Below are 22,834 nucleotides of genomic sequence, written 5' to 3'. Positions count from 1 at the left end.
AATAGTATGACAAAAGTCGGATTGCTGGAATGCGATCATGTGCGGGAGGAGCTTTTGCCGATCGCGGGCGATTACCGGGAGATGTTCCCGGCATTGTTTTCACAGGTTGCACCGGATTGGGAGTTTACATTTTATGATGTCTGTAACGGACATTTTCCGGCTTCAGCGGATGTATGCGACGTCTACCTTTGTACCGGGTCCAGGTTTTCAGTGTACGATGATGAGCCTTGGATTCACCGGTTGAAGGAATTGGTCAGGGAAATCCATAATTCGGGGAAAAAGTATATCGGCGTTTGTTTCGGTCATCAGATGCTGGCGGAGGCACTGGGAGGGAAAGTCCTGAAATCGGCGGTTGGCTGGTGTGTGGGCGTGCATAACTTTCAGGTTTTGCGGCAGGAAGCGTGGATGTTGCCTTCGCGGCAGTCGTTTAACCTGCTGATGATGTGCCAGGACCAGGTTATGGAACTGCCGCCGGACAGCACGCTTTTGGCCGAAACGCAGGATTGTCCGGTCGGAATGTTTCGGGTAGGGGAAAACATGATAGGCATTCAGGCGCATCCGGAATTTCCGAAGACTTACGAAAAAGCGCTGATGGAAATACGGACGGAGCGTATCGGGCAGGCGAAGGTCGAAATGGGAGTCGTAAGCCTGGAATTGCCGCTGCATGAATTGACTTTTGCCAATTGGTTAAAGAATTTTGCGGCATTATGAAGTGGTAATATGGTTTGCTATTTTTACCACGACTAAGATTTCAACTTACCAATACCTGCAATGACCGAGAACAGCACGGTGGCCAGGCGCCAGGTTCTGACGGCCCACCAGGCGGGCCAGAAGATACGCCGGATCGCTTTTGAGATATACGAACAGAATTTCGAGGAAAAAGGCATTATCATCGCCGGAATCGCCGGTGAAGGGTTCGCTTTTGCCCAACGGCTCGCGGCGGAACTCACCGAAATTTCGCCACTCGACGTCCAGCTGATCGAGCTGCGGTTCGACAAGAATATTCACTACCAGAGCCCCATCCTGTTCGACCGGGAGCTGAATGTGGAAAATCAGGTCGTGATTGTAGCGGACGACGTTTTAAATACCGGGCGTACACTTGCATTCGCCCTGGAACCCTTCCTGAAAGTACCGATGAAGAAGGTACAAGTAGCGGTGATCGTGGACCGCAGCCATCACAAGTTCCCGATTCATGCCGATTATGTGGGATATTCGCTGAGCACCACGCTTACTGAGCATGTGGAAGTGGTTTTGAGCCGTAAGGAAGAAGAGGGGGTTTATTTGAAATAGTTTTAATGCCACGAAGGCACGAAGATATTCGTGCCTTCGTGGCATTAAAACTTTACGATACCGCTATTTCACTTCCGAAATCTCCAAAATAACACTGGTCCGTCCGGCATTTACAACCGGATTAAATCCCGCCGTCATCAAAAAGTCCCCGGAATAAACCTGATCTTCCTTAACCGGCGACCTGGTGTCGGGATAGAGGTTCAATTCTCTTACCCTGTATTTTTTCGCCGCATCCAGCCCCTGCAAGCGCACGGCAATGTCCGATCCGGCTCCGTTGCGGTTGCTTACCAAATACGAAAACAAAATGGCCCGGTCCTTGTTTTTAGTTGCAAAAAGTAATGAGGCAAAATCATTTTTCTTCGGATCGACCAGCCGGTAGAGGTCACCGTGCCACACCACATCCTTGATCGCGTTGTAAGTCGCGACGGATTGCTGGCTGAATTGCAGATCTTTCTCGTTGAGATGGCTCACCACAATGTCGTAACCAAGTTTGCCCATCATGGCCACGTCGGTCCGGAATTTGAGCGGCTGCTTGCCCCAGTCGGTAACGTGCGCGCTTTGTGCGAGAGCAGGGAAGAAATAGGAGTACTCCCATTGCATGAAAATACGTTCGAGCGGATCGGTATTGTCACTTGGCCAGAATTCGGTGAAGTATTTCAAGGCCTCATAATCGACCCGCCCGCCACCGCCCGAGCAGAGCATCATTGGCACTTTGGGATATTTGGCTCTCAGTTTTTCCAAAACCTTATAAAGGCCTTTCACGTAATCCACATACAGTTGCGATTGCTTTTGCCCGGTCTTTTCGAGATAAGCCGAATGCGCATTGAAAGTGATGGCGTTGCAATCCCATTTGATATAGGCGATCTCCGGATTCTCCGTAAAAAGCTTGTCCAGAACGCCGTAAACGAAGTTTTGCACTTCGGGATTGGACAAATCGAGCGGCAACTGATTGCGCATATAATGCTCGGGACGCTGAGGTTGGCGGATCACCCAATCGGGATGTTTTTCGTAAAGTTCGCTTCTGGGGTTTACCATTTCCGGTTCTACCCAAATCCCGAATTTGATACCCGCGCTTTTAGCCTCTTTGACCAGATAACCAATGCCATGCGGCAATTTTTTGACGTTCTCCTGCCAATCTCCAAGCCCTGCACGGTCGTCGTTGCGGGGATATTTGTTGGCGAACCAGCCGTCGTCCAGCAGGAACAGGTCAACGCCCAGTTTCCTGCCGTCTTTGAAAAGGCCCGAGAGTTTCTCCTCGTTAAAATCGAAATATGTGGCTTCCCAGTTGTTCAGCAACGTCAGGCGTGAACCTTCGCCATCGAGAATGCGGTATTTGCGGGCCCAGTTATGCAGGTTGCGGCTTGCATCGCCTTTTCCATGTTCCGAGAAAGTGTAGATAAACGAAGGCGTTTTGAAATCATTGCCCGCCGCCAGCGGGTATTCCGAGGCATAATTGTTGATTCCGGCAATTAACCGAAGGTTATGGTAGGAATCCACCTCGAAATCCATGCGAAAGTTGCCCGACCAGGCCAGGGTCCCAAGCAGTACCTTGCCCTCCGTTTCGGTGGCTGGTTTATCGAAAGAAAGCTGAAAACTCGGCGGCTGAAATAGGTTGGCACGGGTGCCCAGCTTCGAATCGAGCACGCGGATACCGGCTGTAAGCTGTTCTTCTTCCGGGTTCATTTCATGCGCCCAGGTACCGTTGTAATGGGTGAGGTAGAAGTCCTTTCCGGGAAAGTAGAGGTTAGCGGAAGCGTATTTGTTCAACATGATTCCGCCTTTTCCGGCGTTTTTGATCATACTCCATTGTTCTACCACATTTTCTCGGAAGTAGGTTTTGTAAAATAACGTAACCTCCACCGCATATACCGGGTCTTTAAGCTGAATGCCTGTTACCGACACATTATCGTTTTCGCGGGTCGTCTGATGGTTTATATAAATCAGGTCGGTGGATTTATTACCGTCGGCATGGGTGATTTGCAAGGCGGGCTCAGAAACATTCCACGAGCCCGCAGGCGTGTAGGCAGAGTTATAAATGCCGGCATTGCCGTCGCGCTGGCGGTTTTGCGAACCTACCAGATCATACTCGGCCGCCTGGGCCAGTTTTTTGCCAAAGTATACGATCGACAAATGCTTGTCCGGACCGGTTTGCAATACGAGGGCGTTTTGTGCGGTTTCAATGGGAATGGTAACCTTGTCCTGGGCCGTTGAGCCGAAGGAGTGCAGAAGAAACAGTGGCAGGAAAAGGGCAATGCGCCGGAGAAAATTCATTGGTTTATCAAAAGGTGATGTTTTGAATAAAAAAAGGACCGATACCAGCAATGTTTACCTGGGTTTATCGGTCCTTCAAATGTTTGAAATGTTGAAAATCAGGAATATACCCTTCTTAACTTGACGTTTTCGACCGGACGTATGATAAGCGGAACCTTCTCGATTTTGACCGAACTGCTATCCAGCCCGAACCATTTGTCTTCGGGCGTCGTGAAATCCTTGACAAAGAAATAGGTTTTCATAACCAGCTGTTCGAAGAATGGCAGGTCATTCTCGAAGGACAGGAATCTTTCGAGCACCACGAACCGGAAATCTCCTGTAATGTTCTGTTTGCTAAGCGATTCGTAGCGGCTGGTGATATCCACTTCCTTGTTCAAAACCATATCCTCCACCACTTTCCGGAAGAACATGTTGATCCGCTGGTCGACACGGAAACCGAGCCGAAAATTGATTTTGATCACATTGTCATGATTATCCTCGTCGGACAATACCTTGTATTCCATCGTATAAGGGTCATCCGTAATATCGACGTGGATAAACCAGTACACATCGGCACGTTTCGGCCGTTTCTGAAAGATGGAGTAGATAACCTTCGTTTCAATGTCCGAAGCGCGCGACGCGTTGGTCATGAACACCAGGTGGGTGGTGTATTTGGGAATGCTGATATCGCGGCTCAGCTCATGTAATGCGGGCAGGTATTTTTCCAGCTTGGTGTATTCAGTAAGGCGCAGTTTAATGTAGAACGCTTTGAGCCACACCGCCATCAGCCCTGCTACCAATGTACCTACCATAATGGTAAACCAGCCTCCGTGGGTAAACTTCAAAAGGTTGGCACCCAGGAACATACCTTCGATGAACAGGTATAGCAGCATGAAAACGATCACAATCCAGAGATTCACCCGTTTGATATACAAATAATAAGAGAACAGGATTGTCGTCATGATCATCGTGAGCGTAATGGCCAGGCCGTATGCCGCTTCCATGTTCGATGATTTCTGGAAAAACAACACCACGCCGCAACAACCCATCCAAAGGAGCCAGTTGATACTCGGTACATAAAGTTGGCCCTTTTGGTCGCTGGGGTAAATGAGGCGCACTTTGGGCCAGAAATTCAGGCGGATAGCTTCGGAAATCAGCGTAAACGAGCCGGTAATAACCGCCTGGCTGGCGATGATAGCGGCCAATGTCGCGATCACGACGCCGGGTAACAGCCACCACTCCGGCATGATTTCGTAAAACGGCTTGCGGGCATCGAGCAGGTTGCCCATTTCGGTGAGGAGCCATGCGCCCTGTCCGAAATAGTTAAGTATCAGACATATTTTGACGAATATCCAACTGACCCGGATGTTTTCGCGGCCGCAGTGGCCGAGATCGGAATACAATGCCTCGGCTCCTGTCGTACAAAGGAATACCGCGCCGAGCATCCAGAAGCCACCGGGATGTTTGGTAAGAAGATCGTAACCGTATATAGGGTTGAGTGCTTTCAGGATTTCGGGGTGGTCTTTGATCTGGTTAAGTCCCAGTACACCCAGCATGACGAACCACGTCACCATCAGCGGCCCGAATGTGCGCCCTACGACTTTCGTACCGAATGCCTGGATAATAAAAATGGCTGTCAGAATGGCGATTACAATCGGGACTGTCTGAATATTAGGATATAATAATTGCAAACCTTCCACCGCCGAAGATACCGAAATGGGCGGTGTAATGACCCCGTCGGCCAGCAACGTGCTTCCCCCGATCACCGCCGGCACCGTCAGCCATTTCGCGTGCTTGCGTACGAGCGCGTAAAGGGCAAAAATTCCCCCCTTCGCCCCGGTTGTCGGCCCGGAGGATCAGGATTACATATTTGATCGTCGTTTGGAGTGTCAGGGTCCAGAATATACAGGAAATCGCCCCGTAAACGATTTCTTCGGTGATGGGCTCATTCATGATAATCGCCTGCATCACATAGAGCGGCGACGTCCCGATGTCGCCGTATATAATGCCGAAGGCCACCAGCAACCCGGCGGCGGTGACCTTGTCAATTTTGTGTTTCGATTCCATCCACCTTTTTTGAAAAAACGGCGAAAGTTAGGAAACCGTGAAAGAAAATGTTCCCGGGCGGGCATTAAAATTTTCGGTCCGATAACTGTCGTTGTGGTAATAATTACATAAGTTCTTGAATAAATAATTTTCTATATATTGACGACGGTGATTGACTAGCGGACCTCTATTACAAGATTCTGCATTCTATTCACAAGGCAACGTTCCGAACTTCTCGATCATTTCTCACTTTAACCAACAAGTTGATGAAAAAGTACGCGTTTACGGGCGTTGCCTGCCTGTTTTTGTTGTTTGTGAGCTGTGCGCAGGAAGCGCCGAAGAGCTCGCCACCCGTTGATCCCATCGACGAACAGAACGATTCACCGGAAATTCCGACTACACCGGATGAGCCGGAACGTCTCCTGCCGTCGCAGCTCCCGACTATTTCCGACCCGATGTTTATCACCGGAACGACCACTTACGAGTCGAAATACGACGCCGATAAATGGTTTTTACGACCGCTTGAGAAGCCGTACCTTGGGACAATTACAAAAGAAGGGGCCGTTCCCGTGATGATTTCGTTTGGCGGCGGTCTTACTGCCGGGGTAAGCAATGGCGGACTCAACAGGGAGGCCCAGCAATTTGCCTACCCGAATCTGGTCGCGCGGCAAATGGGAATTGCGGATTTTAGAACGCCACTTTTCAGCGAGGCAGAAGCTAACGGGACCGGAATCTTTCTCTATGGCGAGCCGAATGGAGATTTCCCGCGCTGGCTGGAAGTGACGAACAATCTCGCGCATCTGGAACCTGGCGAGCCGGTTAAAATGACACCTTTCCCGGGCTTGATTCACAATTTTGCATTCCCTAATGGCGGGACTATCGGTGCCAGCTATCCGTATTGTCCCGATTGTAAGCCGCAAGCGTATTCGTCGCGTTTCAGTTCCTATAAAATAACGAAGGATACCACACTTCTGAAATCGATTCAGCAAAAGCAAAAATATGATTTTGTGATCATGGAGGACTTCTATGATGCTTTTGCGAATTGGATTATTAATTCACCGCGTCTGGATGACAGGTTCTCGCTGGCCAATTACGCGAGCGTGCCTACGTACGCCATGGACGGCATAGTGAGTAAAGGGCAAAAAGGTGTGGTGTTCACTATCCCGCATTTCAAACATTGGGGATTTATGAATTGGTATGATATAGAGGTTTTGAAAAAAATGGCTCCCTCCATATCTATGGTTTATTGGATAACGAATAGTGCGGTTATTGCAAATCATACCCAAGAGTTCTATCTAAAACCAACCAAATACACCGAGGGGGTATTTGGAACTGCGGAAAAGGGAAAGCCCATTCAGGGACAGGTAACCGATATGGATATCATCGATCAGGGAGAGGCCTGGTTTGCGGATCCTGACCGGCTCGTCAATCCGAGCGTCCGAAAATTTGCGGAGAAGTACAATCTTGCGCTCGTCGACCTTCGGACTATTTATCAAGAGATTCACGAGGGAAAATACACAACCGAGGACGGAATGCGAATGGACGCTTCGATGAAAGGAAATTTCTTTTCATCAGACGGAATTTACCCGACTCCATTGGGGCAGGCTGTCATTGCAAATGAGGTGATTAAGGCTATTAATACGAAATACGGCTCCCATATTCCTCTCATCAATGTAGGCGAATTCGTTCGGATCATTTCTTCAAAATAAACAAAAAACGCAGGCAGAATCTTTCCCGAAAATTTCGGAGTAAGGTTCCGCATGCCTCAAACACACCTTTTATGAAAGAAAAATTGCTTATTCTTCTGTCAATCCTCGCATTGACTACGCAAATTGGTCAGGCACAATATCTTAGTTTGTCTTATCCAAAATACAATTCAGTCCTACAACGTGATGGTAATAATCAGGCGGTCGTAACAATTGCCGGGCAATTGGTTTGGGGAACCGGGGCGAACGGTGAAATAGTGCCGGGTACTACAATCAGCTACAAGATTAAGACACTAAGTGTCAATCCAAATGTACAAGGACCTACGATCAACTTGACCATGGCATTTAATGGTATGTTTTACACCACCACAACGCTGACAAAGGGCTGGTATTTGGTAGAGGTTATGCTGAACGGGGCCGTTTATGCGTCTTCGAAGGTGGGCGTTGGCGATGTTTTTGTGATAGCCGGGCAATCTAATGCCCAAGGAATAGGCGGACAATTTGAGCCAATGGGAGGATGGAAATTACCGGCAACGGCAGGATTCCCTGAATGGATTGTGGGCATCAATGAGGATTATAACTGTACAAAAAATTTGTTGGATAACTTCGGGGAAATGTACCCTCTCACGGATGTGGCAATACATTACAACAGATTAGGGCCAACCGGTAACAATGTATGGTGTTATGCATTGCTAGGAAAGAAGATTTCTGACGCGAATGGAGGAATGCCGGTGGCTTTCTTTAACACCGCATCAGGTAGTACAGTTACGCAATGGTACTTGGGAGCGCAGGGACTTGCGGCGCCCAATCCATACACCGGAGGAACTCAGTTTTGTCTGGGTTACAAACAAGGTTCATTGAATCCGGCCGACTATTATGGGCAGCCTTACACACCGTTACGCTTTACACTAAATTGCTATGCATCGCTTTACGGTGTCAGAGCAGTGCTTTGGCACCAGGGAGAAGCCGATTCTGATAGTAATGTGCCGGCAAATTACAAAGCAAGCAGCTCGGCCGACTATCAGACGAAACTGCAATTTGTGATTAACAAGTCCAGAACCGATTTCGGAGCTGCTATTAGCCCTAATATTCTCTGTTGGGTAGTTTCAAAAGCAAGCATTAGTAAATATGGACCATTGAATAACACGGTTCGCACGGGACAAGGAAATGTGGTCGGCGGAGCAACAACCGGCGGGCCGGATACGGATTACATTGTTGGAAGTGGCGGAGCAATTGCAGGCATTACCTATCGCAGGGATAGCACGCATTTCGAGGAAAATTACAACGGAGCCCTAACCTGGCTGGTAAATGGTACGACGCCATCGGCAACAACGGCAACAAAATTTCTGCCGGCTTTGTACCACAGCTTACCTACGCAACTAACGGAAACAAACGATACCTGATAGCCCCGGCAGGTTACGCCGAATACCGCTGGGGTTATAGCATCAACAGTCCAATAGCAGGAGCGAACACCAATACATTTACAACTGAAGATTGCTATTCCGGTATCAAATGCTTTATTAAGGACAGTAAAGGTAACTGGCATATCTCGGCTACGACGTGGGTACATTGTTACGCGTCCAACCGCATCGCGGCGGAAGAGCCAGGATCAGCCAGCAATGAGGACGGATTAATGGCCCTGTCTGCCTATCCAAATCCATTTCAGGAAGAATTTCTGATCGAATTCGACGTGCCGGAAGATGGAAGCCATGTAAAGCTCGAACTGGTGGATGTCGCTGGGAGAGTCTTGAAAACAATCGTCGATAACCCACATGCAAAAGGGCGATGGAAATATTGTTCCGGGAAGCTGGATTCCGGAGTGCGGACTACGCTTTGTCGTTTAAAAGTAAATGACTTGTATACGATCAAAAAATTGGTCAAAGGCAACTAGCGATGTTGTGGGAAACGTCAAACAAATGTTTCCCACAACAAAAAGCCATTCAATCCCATAATTATCAGCGCGATTATCCAGCTAACAAGCGTCATCGGCCGCGAATTGGCAAAGGGGCCCATGATTTTGCTGTTCGAAGTGAAAAATACCAGCGGTACCACAGCGAAGCTGAGTTGCAATGAAAGAATTACCTGGCTCAGGACGAGCAGCTCGGCTGTGCCGCGCTCGCCGTAGAGATAGGACACGATCAGGGCTGGGATAATGGCGATCCCACGCGTCAGTAACCGGCGCACCCAGGGTTTCAGACGAATATTGAGAAAACCTTCCATGACGATCTGCCCCGCGAGCGTGCCTGTGAGCGTGGAGCTCTGGCCGGAAGCGAGTAGTGCGAGCGCGAAGAATATACCTGCCAGACTTACTCCGAGCACCGGGTCGAGGAGGTGGTAGGCGTCGGTAATGTCGGCGATTTCATAGTGGCCGTTGGCGTGGAATGCAGAGGCGGCCAGGATGAGGATGGAGCCATTGATAAAGAATGCCAGTGCGAGCGAAACAGTGGAGTCGATGGTGGCGAAGCGGATCGCGGAGCGCTTGCCGTGCTCATCTTTTTTGAAATTCCGGGTTTGTACGATGCTCGAATGGAGGTACAGATTATGCGGCATGACGGTGGCACCGAGAATTCCGATGGCGATGTAAAGCATGCCGGAGTCGGTTACGATCTCTTTTTTAGGGACCAGACCACCCATAATACCGGCCAGCGAAGGCTGGGATACGATCATTTCGTACAGAAAGCTCAGCAAAATAATGCTCATAAGCCCGGCTACGATGCTCTCGATGATGCGAAAACCTTTCTGTTGGAAATATAGAACAATAAGCACATCGAATGCAGTGAACAGCACGCCGACGGGCAATGGGAGGCCGAAAAGCAGGTTCAATGCAATTGCCGAGCCGATTACCTCGGCGAGGTCGGTAGCAGCTATGGCGATTTCGGAGAGTAGCCAGAGCACAAATGACACCGGACGGGAATAGTAATTCCGGCAGGCCTGTGCGAGGTCGCGGCCGGTTGCGATGCCGAGTTTGAGGGACAAATGCTGCAGAAGCATCGCAAACAAATTGGAAATCAGGATCACAGAAAGCAATGCGTAGCCGAACCGCGAGCCGCCCTCGATATCGGTCGCCCAGTTGCCCGGGTCGATGTAGCCTACGGCGACCATCAGGCCGGGACCGGCGAACGCCGCCATTTTCTTCCAGAAACCGGCCCCCTCCGGCACGGAAATCGAGGAGTGAACCTCTGACAGCGAGCGGAGCTGTTCGCCGTCTTCGGATGCTTTCTCTTGCAAAGGTCTATCTATTTTTAAATCGTCAATCATTTCCTTAGTCTCCGAAATAAACAATTTAGTTCTCTGAAAACAAAGATAAGGAAATTCTTAATATATTTTTAGATTAGTCTAAATTTTTTAATTTATAAACAGGAAGTCGTACTTTTGCCGGACATCAAGATTGGTAACCGGGGCTTATTGGGCATGCAGAACTCCTTCACAGAAGAAAATTATTTAAAGATCATCCACGCACTTTCCGGGCGCGACGGGGTAGAGGTGAGCACGAACGCACTTGCGGAGAGCACGTCCACGCGCGCGGCATCGGTAACGGACATGCTGCGCAAGCTGGCGGACAAGGGGCTGATCCATTATAAGAAATATCAGGGTGTGACGCTGACCGAAAGCGGGGAAAAGGTGGCGATCAAGGTAATCCGCAAGCACAGGCTCTGGGAGGTTTTTCTGGTGGAAAAGCTGGGTTTCGGCTGGGACGAGGTGCACGATATCGCCGAAGAGCTGGAACACATCCCTTCCGAAGTGCTGGTGGAAAAGCTGGATGCATTCCTTGGTCATCCGAAGTTCGACCCGCACGGCGATCCCATTCCGGATGCGAAGGGAAACCTCACCGAACCCGATTACCTGGTACTTACCGACGTGCAGGTTGGTGAAAAAGTGTTAATGATGGGGGTACTCGACCATGCGCCTTCATTCCTGCAACACCTTGATCGGTCGGGAATTACGCTGGGATCGGTGATAGAAGTGCGGGAAATTAATGAATATGACAAGTCGGCGTCCGTACAGATTAACGGCGGACAAACGTTGTTTATCAGTCTCGAAGTGTCCAAAAACCTGCTGGTACAGCGCCGATGAGACCATAATCAGCCATGAACTTCAAAATCCTCGATCGGTACCTGATCAAAAACTTCCTGATTACCTACGTTTTCGTGGCATTCGTCATCGTACTGATCATCTGTATGATCGACTATACCGAAAAGGTGGACGACTTTCTCGACAAAAAGGCGCCGCTCCGGGAGATCATCATCGACTATTACCTCAATCTGATCCCTTACTGGATCAATTACATCAGTCCGCTGATGGTGTTCATCGCCACGGTGTTCTTCACCTCGCGCATTGCCGCACGTACGGAAATCATCGCCATGCTCAGCAGCGGGATCAGTTTCGGAAGAATGCTGCTGCCGTACATGGCCGGCGCGGTAGTACTGGGCATCCTGACATTCATTCAGGTGGGCTGGATTTTGCCCAGGGCCAACAAAATCCGTAACGGTTTTGAGAAAACCTACGTAAAAAACGAGTTCTATTTCAGCGGGCATAATGTGCACATCACGATCGCGCCCGATGTGTACGCGTACCTGGAAAGCTACAATACCACGACGCAGACAGGCAACAAGTTCACGATGGAGACGATCAAGGGTACAAAACTGCTCCAGAAGTTTTATGCCGACAAAATCGTGTGGCAGCCGAAAAAGAAGAAATGGACGCTGCAGAATTACCAGGTGCGCACACTCGACAGCCTCGGCGAACGTCTGAGCCGGGGAGCGGAGATCGACACGACCATCAACCTTTCCCCCAAGGATTTCGAAAGCGATTACAACCTTTTTGAAACATTTACATTACCCGAGCTGAATGCGTACATCGACTTGTTGAAAAGCCGGGGCGCCGACGGCCTTGAAGTGTATCTTATTGAAAAATATACCCGTTTTACGCAACCTTTCGCGATCCTGATCCTCACTGCGATCGGTGTGATCGTTTCGGCCCGGAAGAGCCGGCGCGGCGTCGGCTGGCAGATAGCACTGGGTTTTATGCTGGCGTTTATTTATATCCTTTTCTTTTTGTTGTCAAAGGGCGTTGCGGAGGCGGGGACAATCAATACACTTTTCGCGGTGTGGCTGCCCAATATCGTGTTCTCCCTGATCGGGGTGTTACTTTATAAAACATTGCCGAGGTAATATGCTGTCATCGTCGTCCGTTCGCGCTTACCTGCATTTGCATTTCCTGGTGATGATCTGGGGCTTTACGGCCATTGTCGGGCTGATGGTCACAATCTCACCGGTGGCGCTGGTGCTGTACCGGACACTTTTCGCGGCTATCGGACTCGGCATTGTGATATTGTCATTCAAAAAGAGTTTTGCGGTTACCGGTCGAGATCTGGTGAAAATGCTGGCGGTCGGTTTCGTGCTGTCGGCGCACTGGATGCTGTTTTTCGCATCGGCGAGGATTTCGACGGCGTCGGTTTGCCTGGCGGGAATGGCCACCACGTCGCTCTGGACGAGCCTTTTGGAGCCTGTCGTCAATAAAAGGAAGGTACAGCCATTGGAGGTAGGCCTGGGTATCCTTGCATTCGCTGGTTTGTACGTGGTATTCAAATTTGAGTTTGACCACGCGCTGGGCCTGATGCTCGCGCTGGCGTCGGCCGTGCTCGCGGCGACATTTACGGTTGCCAACAGTCGCCTCGTGCAGCGGATCGATGCCCGGCTGATCACTTTTTATGAAATGGTGGGTGCCACGCTGTTTTCGATCCTGTTTCTTGGAATTTCCGAAAGCAAAAACTGGAACGGCGGCGCGCCTTTCATTCCGGCCGCCGGTGACTGGACCTGGATATTGTTCCTCGCCCTCGTGTGCACGGTGTACGCGAGCACGATGGCGACGCAGCTCATGAAACAGTTTTCGGCATTCCTGATCAACCTGACTATCAATCTCGAACCCGTCTACGGCATTGCGTTGGCCTTTTTTCTGTTCGGGGAAAAAGAGCGGATGACGCAAGGCTTTTATTTGGGGACGCTGCTCATATTGCTGGCGGTGCTCTTGTATCCGCTGCTGAGGTATGCCGCTTTTAAAAAGAATGACCGTAAGGTAATTGAAGCCGGTAAATAGGTTCTGATTAACCGCCGAAAGGAAAGAGAAGGAGCATATTAACTTATTACTGCTATTTTTGTCGATTCAACCAACAGGGTGACTTATGAATCCAGCTCGTTTACTTTTAGTCATACCATGCTACAATGAAGAAGCGATCTTGTACCGGACGTATGCTAAATTAAACACCTACTATAACGGCATCAAAGAGCAGGGCCTCATCGCGGGGGACAGTCGCATCTGTTTTGTGAACGATGGCAGCCGTGATAAAACCTGGTCGATTATCGAGGACATTTGCAGCAAGGATTCCAACATCATCGGTGTGGGGCTTTCCCGGAATTTCGGGCACCAGAGCGCCATTATGGCCGGTTTGGAGCAGCATGTCGACGATTACGATTGTTTCATCACCATCGACGCCGACTTGCAGGACGATATCAATGCCATCACCGCCATGATCGAGAAACACCGCGATGGCGCCATGGTCGTGTATGGCGTGCGCAGCGATCGCAGCTCCGATACCTGGTTCAAGCGTTTCACCGCCGAAGGGTTTTATGTATTAATGCAAAAAATGGGCGTTCCAGTGGTATTCAACCATGCGGATTTCCGTCTGATGGACCGGCGTGTGCTGAAAGAGCTTGGCAACTTCCGGGAGATCAATATGTTTCTCAGGGGCATTGTGCCATTGATCGGCTTCAAAAATGAAAAGGTATTTTACAGTCGCCTCGAACGCGAGGTGGGCGAGACGAAATACCCGCTTTCCAAAATGCTGCTTTTCGCCTGGAATGGCATTACCTCGTTTTCCACATTCCCGATGCGACTGGTGCTGTATTTCGGGTTTGTCAATTTCTTTATCGCGATGCTGATCGTGGTGTACATCCTTTTTTCCTACCTGATAGGCCATACCGTACCCGGCTGGACATCTACGATGCTTCCGCTGACGTTTTTCAGCGGATTTAACATGATGGCCCTTGGCCTGATCGGGGAATATATCGGTAAGATTTATGAAGAAGTAAAAGGCCGCCCACGCTATATCATAGAAAAAATTGTCAATGAATAGATTTTATAGAAAATACCGGGTTGTTGGCAACTGGATCAACATCCTCCTGATGCTGACCGTGCTGGTGCCGCTGCTGGCGCTTTCGTATTTCAACCACCCTTCGCCGGCGGATGACTTCTGTTATATATTCACCGTGTTTAAAATCGGCTGGTTCGAGGCCATGAAGCTCTATTATACCGAGTGGACCGGCCGTTATTTCGGCATATTCCTGAACCACACCAGTCCGCTGCTTTTCCACTCGATCACCGGTTTTAAGGTTTTGCCGGTCATATTGCTGGCAGGGATGATCTTTGCCTTATACAGTCTGTTCCGCCATCTGACCCCGACTTTGTCGAGATTGGCGCATCTGGGCTTTGCAGGGGTGGTTTTCTTTCTGTACATACTCAAAATGATGAGCATTTCGGAGGCATTCTACTGGATGGCCGCATTTGTGACCTACACCGTTCCGAATATCCTGACGCTGCTGTGGATTGTTCTCGTGCTTCGGTGGTACCGCCAGGATACGCAGCCCGCGAAAGTGTTTGTGGGGACGCTTTCGGGTTTTTTGATATTTGCCGTGATCGGGAGCAGCGAAACCAACCTGCTGATTATGGTGCTGCTGGTTGGCGCGTGGCTCGCTTACAGGGTGCTTTTTCACCGCAAAGTGGATGCGTTTATGATCTCGATGGCGGTGGTAACTGCAATTTCCTGCTATTTTTACTTTGCGTCCCCGGGCAACGCGGCGCGTATCGGCGGCAACCCGTTGGGGGGCAATATCCCGTTCTCGGTTATTTCTTCCTTTAAAAAACTGGCCTATCTGGGCTACGACTGGGTTTTCCGGACGCCGCTGGTATTCTTCACATTGGCCTGGCTGTTCGTGCTTTCACGGCTTTCCGAGGGTGCCCGCAACTATTTTTCGATCCCCGTCTGGTATGCGGTGCTTCTGTTTGTGGGTGTGCTTTCCGCGCAACTTTTCCCTTCCTATTACGGGGTCGGGATCGAGCCTACGCCGCGTGTGATCAACTGCGTATATTTCTTTTTTCTGATCGGCTGGTTCTACGTCATCGGGGTGTTTTTTCATTATTTCAAACAGCGGAAAATAAATTTCCTGCACTTCACAACCTTGCGTTATGGCGTCGTTTACGCCATGCTGCTGGTGTCGGTAGGGCTCTCGTTCGCGCGTAGTAATAATGTAAAAATGATATACGGTGATTTGCTGAAAGGCCGTGCCGCGGCATTCGACAAGGAAATGTACCAGCGCTATGCGTTGATTAAAAACTCCCGGGAAGAGGTTTTGTACCTGCCGCCGGTGCGTTCGAAACCGATGTCGATCTTCCTCGACGACGATATCAAAACCAATCCCGACCACTGGTGGAACAAGTGCACGGCGGGCTATTTTGGCAAAGAAGCCATTTACATGAAAGATACCGAAGGTGGACAACAGCAATAGAAAGCCGTTTCTTTTCCCGGCAATGGCGCTGCCGGTGGTGGTTTGGATGGCCGTAATCCTGTACTATTCGGTAAATCTGCCCTGGTACGACGATTTTGACCCATTCCCCGATTTTCTGCATAAATGGATCACCAGTGACTCGTTGTTTGAACGTCTCACTTTCCTTTTCCAGCCCAACAACGAGCACCGGATGGTGGTGGGCAAGCTGGCGACGCTCGGTTACTACTGGGTTACCGGGCACCTCAATTTTACTTTCCTGCACATCGGCGCCGCCCTTTTCACATTAGGCACCTTGGCGGTTTTCTGGCGCGCATTCAGGCGGTCGGGTCTCGGTGCCTGGTATTTCCTGCCCGTGCCATTTCTACTTTTTCAACTGCAATACCACCTCGTTTTTCTCTGGGCCATATGCGGCTGGCAGCACGAGCCGGTGGTTTTCTTCGTGGTTTTGTCCATGTTTTTGCTTTCCGGAAAGCGTTTCGGTGGCGCATTACTTGCAGGTGTATGCGCTACGTACGCGATGAGCAGCGGCATTTTCGTATGGCCTGCGGGAGCGGCCGTCCTGATCCTGCGTTCGCAGTACAAACAGCTCGCGGCCTGGGTCGCGGTTGGCGTAGTAGCCGTTGGCCTGTATTTCTACGGAATGTCGGCCCAGGGTAACGAGTCGAGTTTCGCTTTTTTCGCCCGATATCCGCATCTGTCGGTACTCGGCTTTTTTGCTTTCCTGGGAGGGCTTTTCGATTTCTTTCCCGAGAAAAGCATCGTAGTACGGTCGGCGTTGCCGGTCGCGATGGCGCTTATCGTGATGGTTTGGGTGGTGGTTTGGCTGTGGCGTCAGCTTGTGCCGTGGTTGAAGCGGACATTTGGGATGTTTAAAAATGCTCCCCAATCCGCTGGAATAGCGGATATGGGTAACCTGAATGCATTCTTGCTCGGTATCCTGAGTTTCTTGCTGGTAGAGGCGCTGGTGATCGGACTGTTGCGGCCGCGGTTCGGCTTTTTTGTCATGATTGTCAGTAATTACAAAATATATCCGGCTCTTTTCCTGATTGTTACCTATCTGTCTTTCATTGTTTCGACCCGGAGCGAAAACCTTCGGAAACGTGCATTGCGTGTGGCCGCGCTGACAGGACTTGTGATCTGGGGCGTTTCAATTTATTCTTATCTTCCTGTCATTGCCGAACGTCGCAAGTATTACATGGTGAACGGGTACAACCAGGAACACAACGGTTTCGGTTTAGGCCACGTGCCTTATTCGGAGGGCGCCAGGTATGTAGACAATGTGATGAAACACCTCGTTAAGAATGGTATTTACAGCTATCCGACGGAAGGGAACGAGCTGGGCAGGCAGGTGCACGCGCTCACGACGGCATTCCCGGTGGAACGCCAGGTGACGGTCGCCCATCGCGAAAAAGGCATTTATGTGAACGACCCCGAGGGCACAATTTCGCCCTTGCGTTCGAATGGCGAATACGCATTCGTAAGGAATGCCGAACGCTTGTATTTTTTCAAAATGGAGCCGCACAAGTACACAGGGCGTAACTTTTTCAGGCAGTACGACAAAGGTTTCGACATCGAAATACCGCATTCCTCCCTGCTGCCGGGAACTTACGACCTGGGAATAGTGAATGTGGAAGGCGCCGGCCTGAAAGGAGGCATTCTTGGAAAAGTGACAATACCTTAAATAACAGAATGTTTCGATAATGCTCCGAAAGGTGTATTTTTGCCAACATTGGTCATTGAAAAACTTAGCATATTGAAAACTCCTCAAATTTCAATCGTCGCGCCGCTATATAATGAATCCGAGACGTTCCCGCTCCTTGTTCAACGTCTCAACGCATTGATGGACGCCAGTCCGCTCTCCATCGAAGTGGTACTGATCGATGACGGGAGTAGAGACGATACTGCGCTCAAAATCAGGCAAGTAGCATTGACTGACGGCCGCTACCACGGTGTTTTTCTTTCACGGAACCATGGTCACCAGCTCGCGCTGACGGCCGGTATTTCAGCCGCACGCGGCACCGAAGCGCTGTTTGTGATCGACGGCGATTTGCAGGACCCGCCGGAGCTTTTGCCGGAATTTTACAAATTGTTACAGGAAGGCAACGACGTCGTTTACGCTGTCCGCAAGAAACGCAAGGAAGGCTTTGTGAAAAGAATGAGCTATTACTGGTTCTACCGGATTCTCCGCTCGATTTCGTACGTCGACATTCCGCTCGACAGCGGGGATTTTGCGTTGATCAGTCGCCGGGTTGTCGATGTTTTGAACAAAATGCCCGAAGAAAGCCGCTATCTGCGCGGAATGCGCTCCTGGATCGGTTTTAAGCAGGTCGGCTACGAGTACGAGCGGGACGCACGTGCTGCGGGAGAGTCCAAATATTCTTTCAAACAGCTTTTCAGGCTTGCTTACAACGGCATTTTCAATTTCAGCGAGTTCCCGATCAAGTTTATGAGCCGGGTAGGCATGACGGCCATTGTGATTTCTTTGATCTACTTCGCGACAGTCGTGCTCAAAAAGTTGTTTTTCGCCCATGTCATCGAAGGTTTTGCAGCCCTGTTGTTTGTGATTATCCTGTTCAGCGGGGTACAGTTGCTCGCACTGGGCATCATTGGAGAATATGTGCTCCGGATTTTCTTTCAATCCAAAAACCGTCCCCTGTTTATTATTAAAGAGGAAATAGTCAACCGGGAGTACATTTGACCTGATGGATTTTCATTCGATTCAATTTGCAGTTTTCTTCATAGTAGTCACGCTGGCGTATTTCAGTCTGTCGTGGACCGGCCGTTGGGTGCTTTTGCTGCTCACGAGCTGCTACTTTTATATGGTTTTCAAACCGGTTTTCATCCTCATCCTGTTTGGGACCATCATAATCGACTATTATGCCGGGATCTGGATCGAGAAATCGCGGGAGCAGCGACAGAGGAAATTGCTCCTGGTCATCAGTCTGATATCCAATATAGGTATCCTCGCATTCTTCAAATATTACGATTTCGTGCAGGATTCGGTGAACACCATCCTCGCCAACCTACATTTACGGCCCGCATTTCCGGCATTCACCCGCCTCATTCCCGGCCCGATTGCCGAATGGATGACCACCGGAAGCGGAAAGTTGCTGTTACCGATCGGTTTGTCGTTCCATACATTTCAGGCTATGAGCTACACCATCGAAGTGTACCGCGGCAACCAGGCGGCCGAGAAGCATTTCGGGATTTACGCATTGTATGTGATGTTCTACCCGCAACTCGTAGCTGGCCCGATCGAGCGGCCGCAGAATATGCTTTTCCAGTATCACTCGTTTTTCAAATACGATTTCGAGCAGGTAAAGGAAGGGCTGATGCAGATGGCTTTCGGTTTTTTCAAAAAAATGGTGATCGCCGACAGGCTGGTAATGCTCGTGGATGCCGCTTACGACGACCCTGCCGGACATAACGGACTGACGCTCATCGTGGCAACCGTTTTCTTCGCATTCCAGATTTACTGCGACTTCTCGGGCTATTCGGATATTGCCATCGGAGCTGCCCGCGTGATGGGCTTTACGCTGATGGACAACTTCAGGACGCCCTACATTTCCAGATCGATTTCGGAGTTTTGGGGCAGGTGGCACATCTCACTCTCGTCCTGGTTTAAAGACTACCTCTATATTCCGTTGGGGGGGCAACCGGAAAGGCGAATGGATCAAATACCGTAACCAATTCATCGTGTTTCTCGTGAGCGGACTCTGGCATGGCGCGAGCTGGAATTATGTGATCTGGGGCGCATTACACGGTTTTTATCAGGTAGCCGCTTCCCTGCGCGATAAATGGCTGAAAAAAGCAGGCATTGAAATACCCAAAAATGCAGTTACCAACGGGTTGAGCGTCGTTTTTACATTTGCGTTGGTAACCCTCACCTGGGTTTTCTTCCGGAACGACAAGGCGCCGGTGAGGCGTTCATTCCTGATTCTGGAAAAGATGGCCGGCTTCTCGTTCTCGGAACCGTTGCAAACGCCTATGAACCATATCGAAATGTGGTTCTGCGTGTTCCTGATCATTTTCCTGCTAATCAAGGAACATTATTATCTGAAAATACCGACGCGGAACACCACCGTGTTCTTCATACTGTTTCCGTTGATCCTGCTGGCAAACTATTTTCTGGGTGTGGTTTCGGAAAACCAGTTTATCTACTTCCAGTTTTAGAAGAGAGCGGCAAACATTTGCTGTTATTTATTTGTTACCCGATTTGCGAAGGACCAGCTGACGTTCTTATTACCGATTAAGTATCAATTAAAATGTACGAAGTAACATCCGACAACAGGCTCAAAAGCCTGATCGTAGTAGGGGATCGCGTTTTGATCCGACCCAAAAGCCCCAACGACCGCACCAACAGCGGCCTGTACCTGCCCCCGACCGTAACCGAAAAGGAACAGGTACAAACCGGTTATGTGATTAAAGTAGGGCCTGGCTATCCTATCCCGGTGGCGGTGGAAGACGAGCCGTGGAAGGAGACCGAAGAAAAAGTGAAATATATGCCCCTCCAATCCAAGGAAGGCGACCTGGCTATTTATCTCCAGCGCAACGCCATCGACCTCGAATACGACGGGCAGAAATATGTGATCGTCCCCCAGTCATCGATCCTGATGCTGGAACGGTCGGAGGATTTGTTTGAATAGTTGGGTTTGGTCATGTATGGTCAGAAGTTGCCAGGGGGTGTCATGAATGGTCAGGTGTAGTTGGGAGTCGTCAAGGGTGGTCATGAATGGTTAGGTGTAGTTGGGAGTCATCATGTATGGTCAGGTGTAGTCAGGAATTGTTAAATATTACTGTCAGAAAGGAATTTCAGTTACTTATAACAGAAACTATAAATACCAGCCATTAACCACTGCTGACCATAAATGACCATACATGACCACCCTGACAATACATGACAACTCCCGACCACACTTGACCACCCCTGACAATACATAACAACCTCTGACCGCACCTGACTATACTTGACCAAAACGCCACATAACAGCAACAACGCATGAAATACAACTTCCTGGGCAACACCGGCGTACTCGTTTCTGAACTTTGCTTCGGGACGATGACTTTTGGTGGCGATGGCTATTTTGAAGTAATTGGAAAGGTGCAGCAGGACGAGGCGACGGCATTGGTGAAAACCGCACTGGACGCGGGCATTAATTTCTTCGATACCGCCAATGTGTATTCTTACGGCAAATCGGAGGAAATACTAGGGCAGTCGTTTCGGACCCTGGGTGTGAAGCGCAGCGATGTATTTATCGCTACCAAAGTGCGCGGCCGTATGGCGCCGGGTGCTAATCAGGTCGGGTTGTCGCGGCTGCACATCATGGATTCGGTGAATGAAAGCCTGGCTCGCCTTGGCTCCGACCATATCGATCTGTTCTACATTCACGGCGTGGATGTGGAAACCTCCCTCGAAGAAACCATGCGCGGCCTGGAAGACATCGTGCGCTCGGGCAAGGTGCGTTACCTGGGCGTGAGCAACCACGCGGCGTGGCAGATCATGAAGGCTAACGGCATTGCCGAAAAGAACGGATGGACGAAGTTTGTGGCCTGTCAGCATTATTATACCATCGCCGGCAGGGACCTGGAACGCGAGCTGATCCCTATGATGCAGGATCAAAAGCTTGCATTAATGCCGTGGAGCCCGCTTGCGGGCGGCTTTCTTTCGGGAAAATATACCCGTAACGGCGAATCGACCGGAGAAAACCGTCGCGATAACTTCGATTTCCCGCCGGTGGATAAGGAAAGGGCCTACGACATTATCGACGTCATTCAGCCCATCGCGCAGGCGCACGGAGTCTCGGTGGCGCAGATCGCATTGGCCTGGTTGCTGCACCAGCAGAGCGTTACCAGCGTGATTATCGGTGCTAAAAAGCCGGAACAGCTAACCGACAATATTGCGGCTACGAATGTAGCGTTATCCGCCGATGAATTGGATCAGTTGAACAAAATCAGCGCCTTGAAACCCGAATATCCCCAGTGGATGATCGAACGACAGGCGCGCGAACGCATTCCGGGCAAGCCATGAGACATTGCCTGCTGGCGGCATTCTTTTCGATCTCCACTTCGTTGGCTTTCGCCCAGGAGCGCAGCGTCGCCGTCACGATCGATGACGTTCCGAATGTTCACATCTATGCGGCGGATGGCAATTCGCCGGGGCTGTTGAAAAAGCTCGACTCGCTGAACCTGCCGGTTGCGATTTTTATCAATGAAGGCAATTTGAAGCAAAACAATGCTTTTGAACAAAACAAAAAACTACTCCGTGACTGGATTTCAAGACCATATGTGACCGTCGGAAATCACAGCTATTCGCATCCCAATTACGGGGAAATCGGATTCGACGCGTTCAGGGACGAGGTTTTGGAAGGCGAAGAGCTTTCGCGGAAAATGGTGGAAAAGGAGGGAAAAAAGCTGGAATATTTCCGGTTTCCATTCAATGGAATGGGTAAAGACAGTGCCGGGCAGTTGCGCATGAGGCAGTTTCTGGCGGAGCACGGTTACATTTCCACCCCTTTTACCGTCGAAAGCGAAGACTGGCTTTTCACCCAGCTTTACGAAAAGGCATTGAAGGAGGGTAAACCGGAAGAAGCGCGGGCAATCGGCAACCGATATGTCGACCTCAGCATGAAGCTTTTCGGGTATTTCGACAGCCTGGCCATAAAAGTTACTGGCAAGCCGGTGAAGCAAATTTATTTGTGCCATGACAACCGGCTCAATACCGATTATCTGCCGGTTCTAATTCAAAAACTCAAAGAAAAGCAATACCGGATAGTCGGCCTGGCGGAAGCGATGGGCGATCCGGCATACCGGTTACCCTTGCATTATCACGGAAACTGGGGATTTTCGTGGATTTACCGGTGGGTGAAGGATGTCGGTCAGCGCCGTTCGCTCATGCAGGCGGAGCCGTCGGATAAAGAAGCGCAGCAGGCTTACGAAGCGCTTATGAAGGGTAATAAATAAGCAATTAAAAAAGCACGCTTT

At 50.1% G+C, this 22,834-nt stretch carries 17 protein-coding genes and 2 pseudogenes; 16 read left to right on the top strand and 3 right to left on the bottom strand.

Annotated elements, in window-relative coordinates:
* Positions 1-6: 6 nt before the first annotated feature.
* Both ABV298_RS09110 and ABV298_RS09105 read left to right on the top strand, forming a co-directional pair.
* A complete protein-coding gene (locus ABV298_RS09110) occupies positions 7-711 on the top strand; it encodes an amidotransferase (RefSeq protein ID WP_353721827.1) in 705 nt (234 codons plus the stop codon).
* A gap of 60 nt (positions 712-771) precedes the next feature.
* Positions 772-1,290, top strand: coding sequence for a phosphoribosyltransferase family protein (locus ABV298_RS09105; protein WP_353721826.1), 519 nt, complete (start codon positions 772-774; stop codon positions 1,288-1,290).
* A 63-nt stretch (positions 1,291-1,353) separates the two neighbouring features.
* On the opposite strand, the gene ABV298_RS09100 is transcribed toward ABV298_RS09105, so the two are convergent.
* Together ABV298_RS09100 and ABV298_RS09095 are read right to left on the bottom strand one after the other, a co-directional pair.
* Positions 1,354-3,561: an alpha-galactosidase gene (locus ABV298_RS09100; RefSeq protein ID WP_353721825.1), complete on the bottom strand. Its 2,208-nt coding sequence runs from the start codon at positions 3,559-3,561 to the stop codon at positions 1,354-1,356.
* A 98-nt stretch (positions 3,562-3,659) separates the two neighbouring features.
* A pseudogene (locus tag ABV298_RS09095) lies at positions 3,660-5,607 on the bottom strand (KUP/HAK/KT family potassium transporter).
* Positions 5,608-5,852: 245 nt separating this feature from the next.
* Between ABV298_RS09095 and ABV298_RS09090 the strand changes: the two are divergent.
* The 3 genes from ABV298_RS09090 (at position 5,853) to ABV298_RS09080 (ending at position 9,183) form a co-directional block, all read left to right on the top strand.
* The gene (locus ABV298_RS09090; protein WP_353721824.1) at positions 5,853-7,295 is read left to right on the top strand and encodes a hypothetical protein; all 1,443 of its coding nucleotides are present in this window, start codon (positions 5,853-5,855) and stop codon (positions 7,293-7,295) included.
* Positions 7,296-7,366: 71 nt separating this feature from the next.
* Positions 7,367-8,695 carry a sialate O-acetylesterase gene (locus tag ABV298_RS09085; RefSeq protein ID WP_353721823.1) on the top strand — a complete coding sequence of 443 codons (1,329 nt, stop codon included), beginning with the start codon at positions 7,367-7,369 and terminating at the stop codon, positions 8,693-8,695.
* A 230-nt stretch (positions 8,696-8,925) separates the two neighbouring features.
* A complete protein-coding gene (locus ABV298_RS09080; protein ID WP_353721822.1) occupies positions 8,926-9,183 on the top strand; it encodes a T9SS type A sorting domain-containing protein in 258 nt (85 codons plus the stop codon).
* Positions 9,184-9,200: 17 nt separating this feature from the next.
* Here ABV298_RS09080 and ABV298_RS09075 read toward each other — a convergent pair whose 3' ends face one another.
* A complete protein-coding gene (locus tag ABV298_RS09075; protein ID WP_353721821.1) occupies positions 9,201-10,550 on the bottom strand; it encodes an Nramp family divalent metal transporter in 1,350 nt (449 codons plus the stop codon).
* 153 nt (positions 10,551-10,703) lie between these two features.
* On the opposite strand from ABV298_RS09075, the gene ABV298_RS09070 reads away from it, so the two are divergent.
* From ABV298_RS09070 to ABV298_RS09020, 11 genes and pseudogenes are all read left to right on the top strand, one after another.
* Positions 10,704-11,366 carry a metal-dependent transcriptional regulator gene (locus ABV298_RS09070; RefSeq protein ID WP_353721820.1) on the top strand — a complete coding sequence of 221 codons (663 nt, stop codon included), beginning with the start codon at positions 10,704-10,706 and terminating at the stop codon, positions 11,364-11,366.
* A gap of 14 nt (positions 11,367-11,380) precedes the next feature.
* Positions 11,381-12,463 (top strand): LptF/LptG family permease, encoded by a 1,083-nt coding sequence (locus ABV298_RS09065; RefSeq protein ID WP_353721819.1) that lies wholly within the window; start codon positions 11,381-11,383, stop codon positions 12,461-12,463.
* 1 nt (position 12,464) lies between these two features.
* Positions 12,465-13,388: a DMT family transporter gene (locus ABV298_RS09060; RefSeq protein WP_353721818.1), complete on the top strand. Its 924-nt coding sequence runs from the start codon at positions 12,465-12,467 to the stop codon at positions 13,386-13,388.
* 85 nt (positions 13,389-13,473) lie between these two features.
* Complete coding sequence (locus tag ABV298_RS09055) at positions 13,474-14,424, top strand: glycosyltransferase family 2 protein (RefSeq protein WP_353721817.1); 951 nt, start codon at positions 13,474-13,476, stop codon at positions 14,422-14,424.
* Entirely contained in the window at positions 14,417-15,853 is a 1,437-nt protein-coding gene (locus ABV298_RS09050; protein ID WP_353721816.1) for a DUF6056 family protein, read from the top strand. Before ABV298_RS09055 ends, ABV298_RS09050 begins: the two co-directional genes overlap by 8 nt.
* Positions 15,837-17,534: a hypothetical protein gene (locus tag ABV298_RS09045; RefSeq protein WP_353721815.1), complete on the top strand. Its 1,698-nt coding sequence runs from the start codon at positions 15,837-15,839 to the stop codon at positions 17,532-17,534. The genes ABV298_RS09050 and ABV298_RS09045 overlap by 17 nt, the downstream gene beginning before the upstream one ends.
* 72 nt (positions 17,535-17,606) lie before the next feature.
* Positions 17,607-18,551, top strand: a complete 945-nt coding sequence (locus ABV298_RS09040; protein WP_353721814.1) for a glycosyltransferase family 2 protein — start codon at positions 17,607-17,609, stop codon at positions 18,549-18,551.
* A gap of 4 nt (positions 18,552-18,555) precedes the next feature.
* Positions 18,556-20,026, top strand: a pseudogene (locus tag ABV298_RS09035) (MBOAT family O-acyltransferase).
* 92 nt (positions 20,027-20,118) lie between these two features.
* Positions 20,119-20,499 (top strand): co-chaperone GroES family protein, encoded by a 381-nt coding sequence (locus ABV298_RS09030; RefSeq protein ID WP_353721813.1) that lies wholly within the window; start codon positions 20,119-20,121, stop codon positions 20,497-20,499.
* Between the two features lie 353 nt (positions 20,500-20,852).
* Positions 20,853-21,881 carry an aldo/keto reductase gene (locus ABV298_RS09025; RefSeq protein WP_353721812.1) on the top strand — a complete coding sequence of 343 codons (1,029 nt, stop codon included), beginning with the start codon at positions 20,853-20,855 and terminating at the stop codon, positions 21,879-21,881.
* Positions 21,878-22,813, top strand: a complete 936-nt coding sequence (locus ABV298_RS09020) for a polysaccharide deacetylase family protein (protein ID WP_353721811.1) — start codon at positions 21,878-21,880, stop codon at positions 22,811-22,813. The genes ABV298_RS09025 and ABV298_RS09020 overlap by 4 nt, the downstream gene beginning before the upstream one ends.
* Positions 22,814-22,834: the final 21 nt, after the last annotated feature.

It is taken from the genome of Dyadobacter sp. 676 (assembly GCF_040448675.1).
GTDB lineage: Bacteria > Bacteroidota > Bacteroidia > Cytophagales > Spirosomataceae > Dyadobacter.
The sequence above is the reverse complement of the archived record's forward strand: the minus strand, read 5'-3'. Positions and strand labels throughout refer to the sequence as shown.

Bases quoted from the DNA above. Each gene is read 5' to 3' on its own strand.
- ABV298_RS09110 (WP_353721827.1), top strand. From the start codon at position 7: ATGACAAAAGTCGGATTGCTGGAATGCGATCATGTGCGGGAGGAGCTT.
- ABV298_RS09105 (WP_353721826.1), top strand. From the start codon at position 772: ATGACCGAGAACAGCACGGTGGCCAGGCGCCAGGTTCTGACGGCCCAC.
- ABV298_RS09100 (WP_353721825.1), bottom strand. From the start codon at position 3,561: ATGAATTTTCTCCGGCGCATTGCCCTTTTCCTGCCACTGTTTCTTCTG.
- ABV298_RS09090 (WP_353721824.1), top strand. From the start codon at position 5,853: ATGAAAAAGTACGCGTTTACGGGCGTTGCCTGCCTGTTTTTGTTGTTT.
- ABV298_RS09085 (WP_353721823.1), top strand. From the start codon at position 7,367: ATGAAAGAAAAATTGCTTATTCTTCTGTCAATCCTCGCATTGACTACG.
- ABV298_RS09080 (WP_353721822.1), top strand. From the start codon at position 8,926: ATGGCCCTGTCTGCCTATCCAAATCCATTTCAGGAAGAATTTCTGATC.
- ABV298_RS09075 (WP_353721821.1), bottom strand. From the start codon at position 10,550: ATGATTGACGATTTAAAAATAGATAGACCTTTGCAAGAGAAAGCATCC.
- ABV298_RS09070 (WP_353721820.1), top strand. From the start codon at position 10,704: ATGCAGAACTCCTTCACAGAAGAAAATTATTTAAAGATCATCCACGCA.
- ABV298_RS09065 (WP_353721819.1), top strand. From the start codon at position 11,381: ATGAACTTCAAAATCCTCGATCGGTACCTGATCAAAAACTTCCTGATT.
- ABV298_RS09060 (WP_353721818.1), top strand. From the start codon at position 12,465: ATGCTGTCATCGTCGTCCGTTCGCGCTTACCTGCATTTGCATTTCCTG.
- ABV298_RS09055 (WP_353721817.1), top strand. From the start codon at position 13,474: ATGAATCCAGCTCGTTTACTTTTAGTCATACCATGCTACAATGAAGAA.
- ABV298_RS09050 (WP_353721816.1), top strand. From the start codon at position 14,417: ATGAATAGATTTTATAGAAAATACCGGGTTGTTGGCAACTGGATCAAC.
- ABV298_RS09030 (WP_353721813.1), top strand. From the start codon at position 20,119: ATGTACGAAGTAACATCCGACAACAGGCTCAAAAGCCTGATCGTAGTA.
- ABV298_RS09025 (WP_353721812.1), top strand. From the start codon at position 20,853: ATGAAATACAACTTCCTGGGCAACACCGGCGTACTCGTTTCTGAACTT.
- ABV298_RS09020 (WP_353721811.1), top strand. From the start codon at position 21,878: ATGAGACATTGCCTGCTGGCGGCATTCTTTTCGATCTCCACTTCGTTG.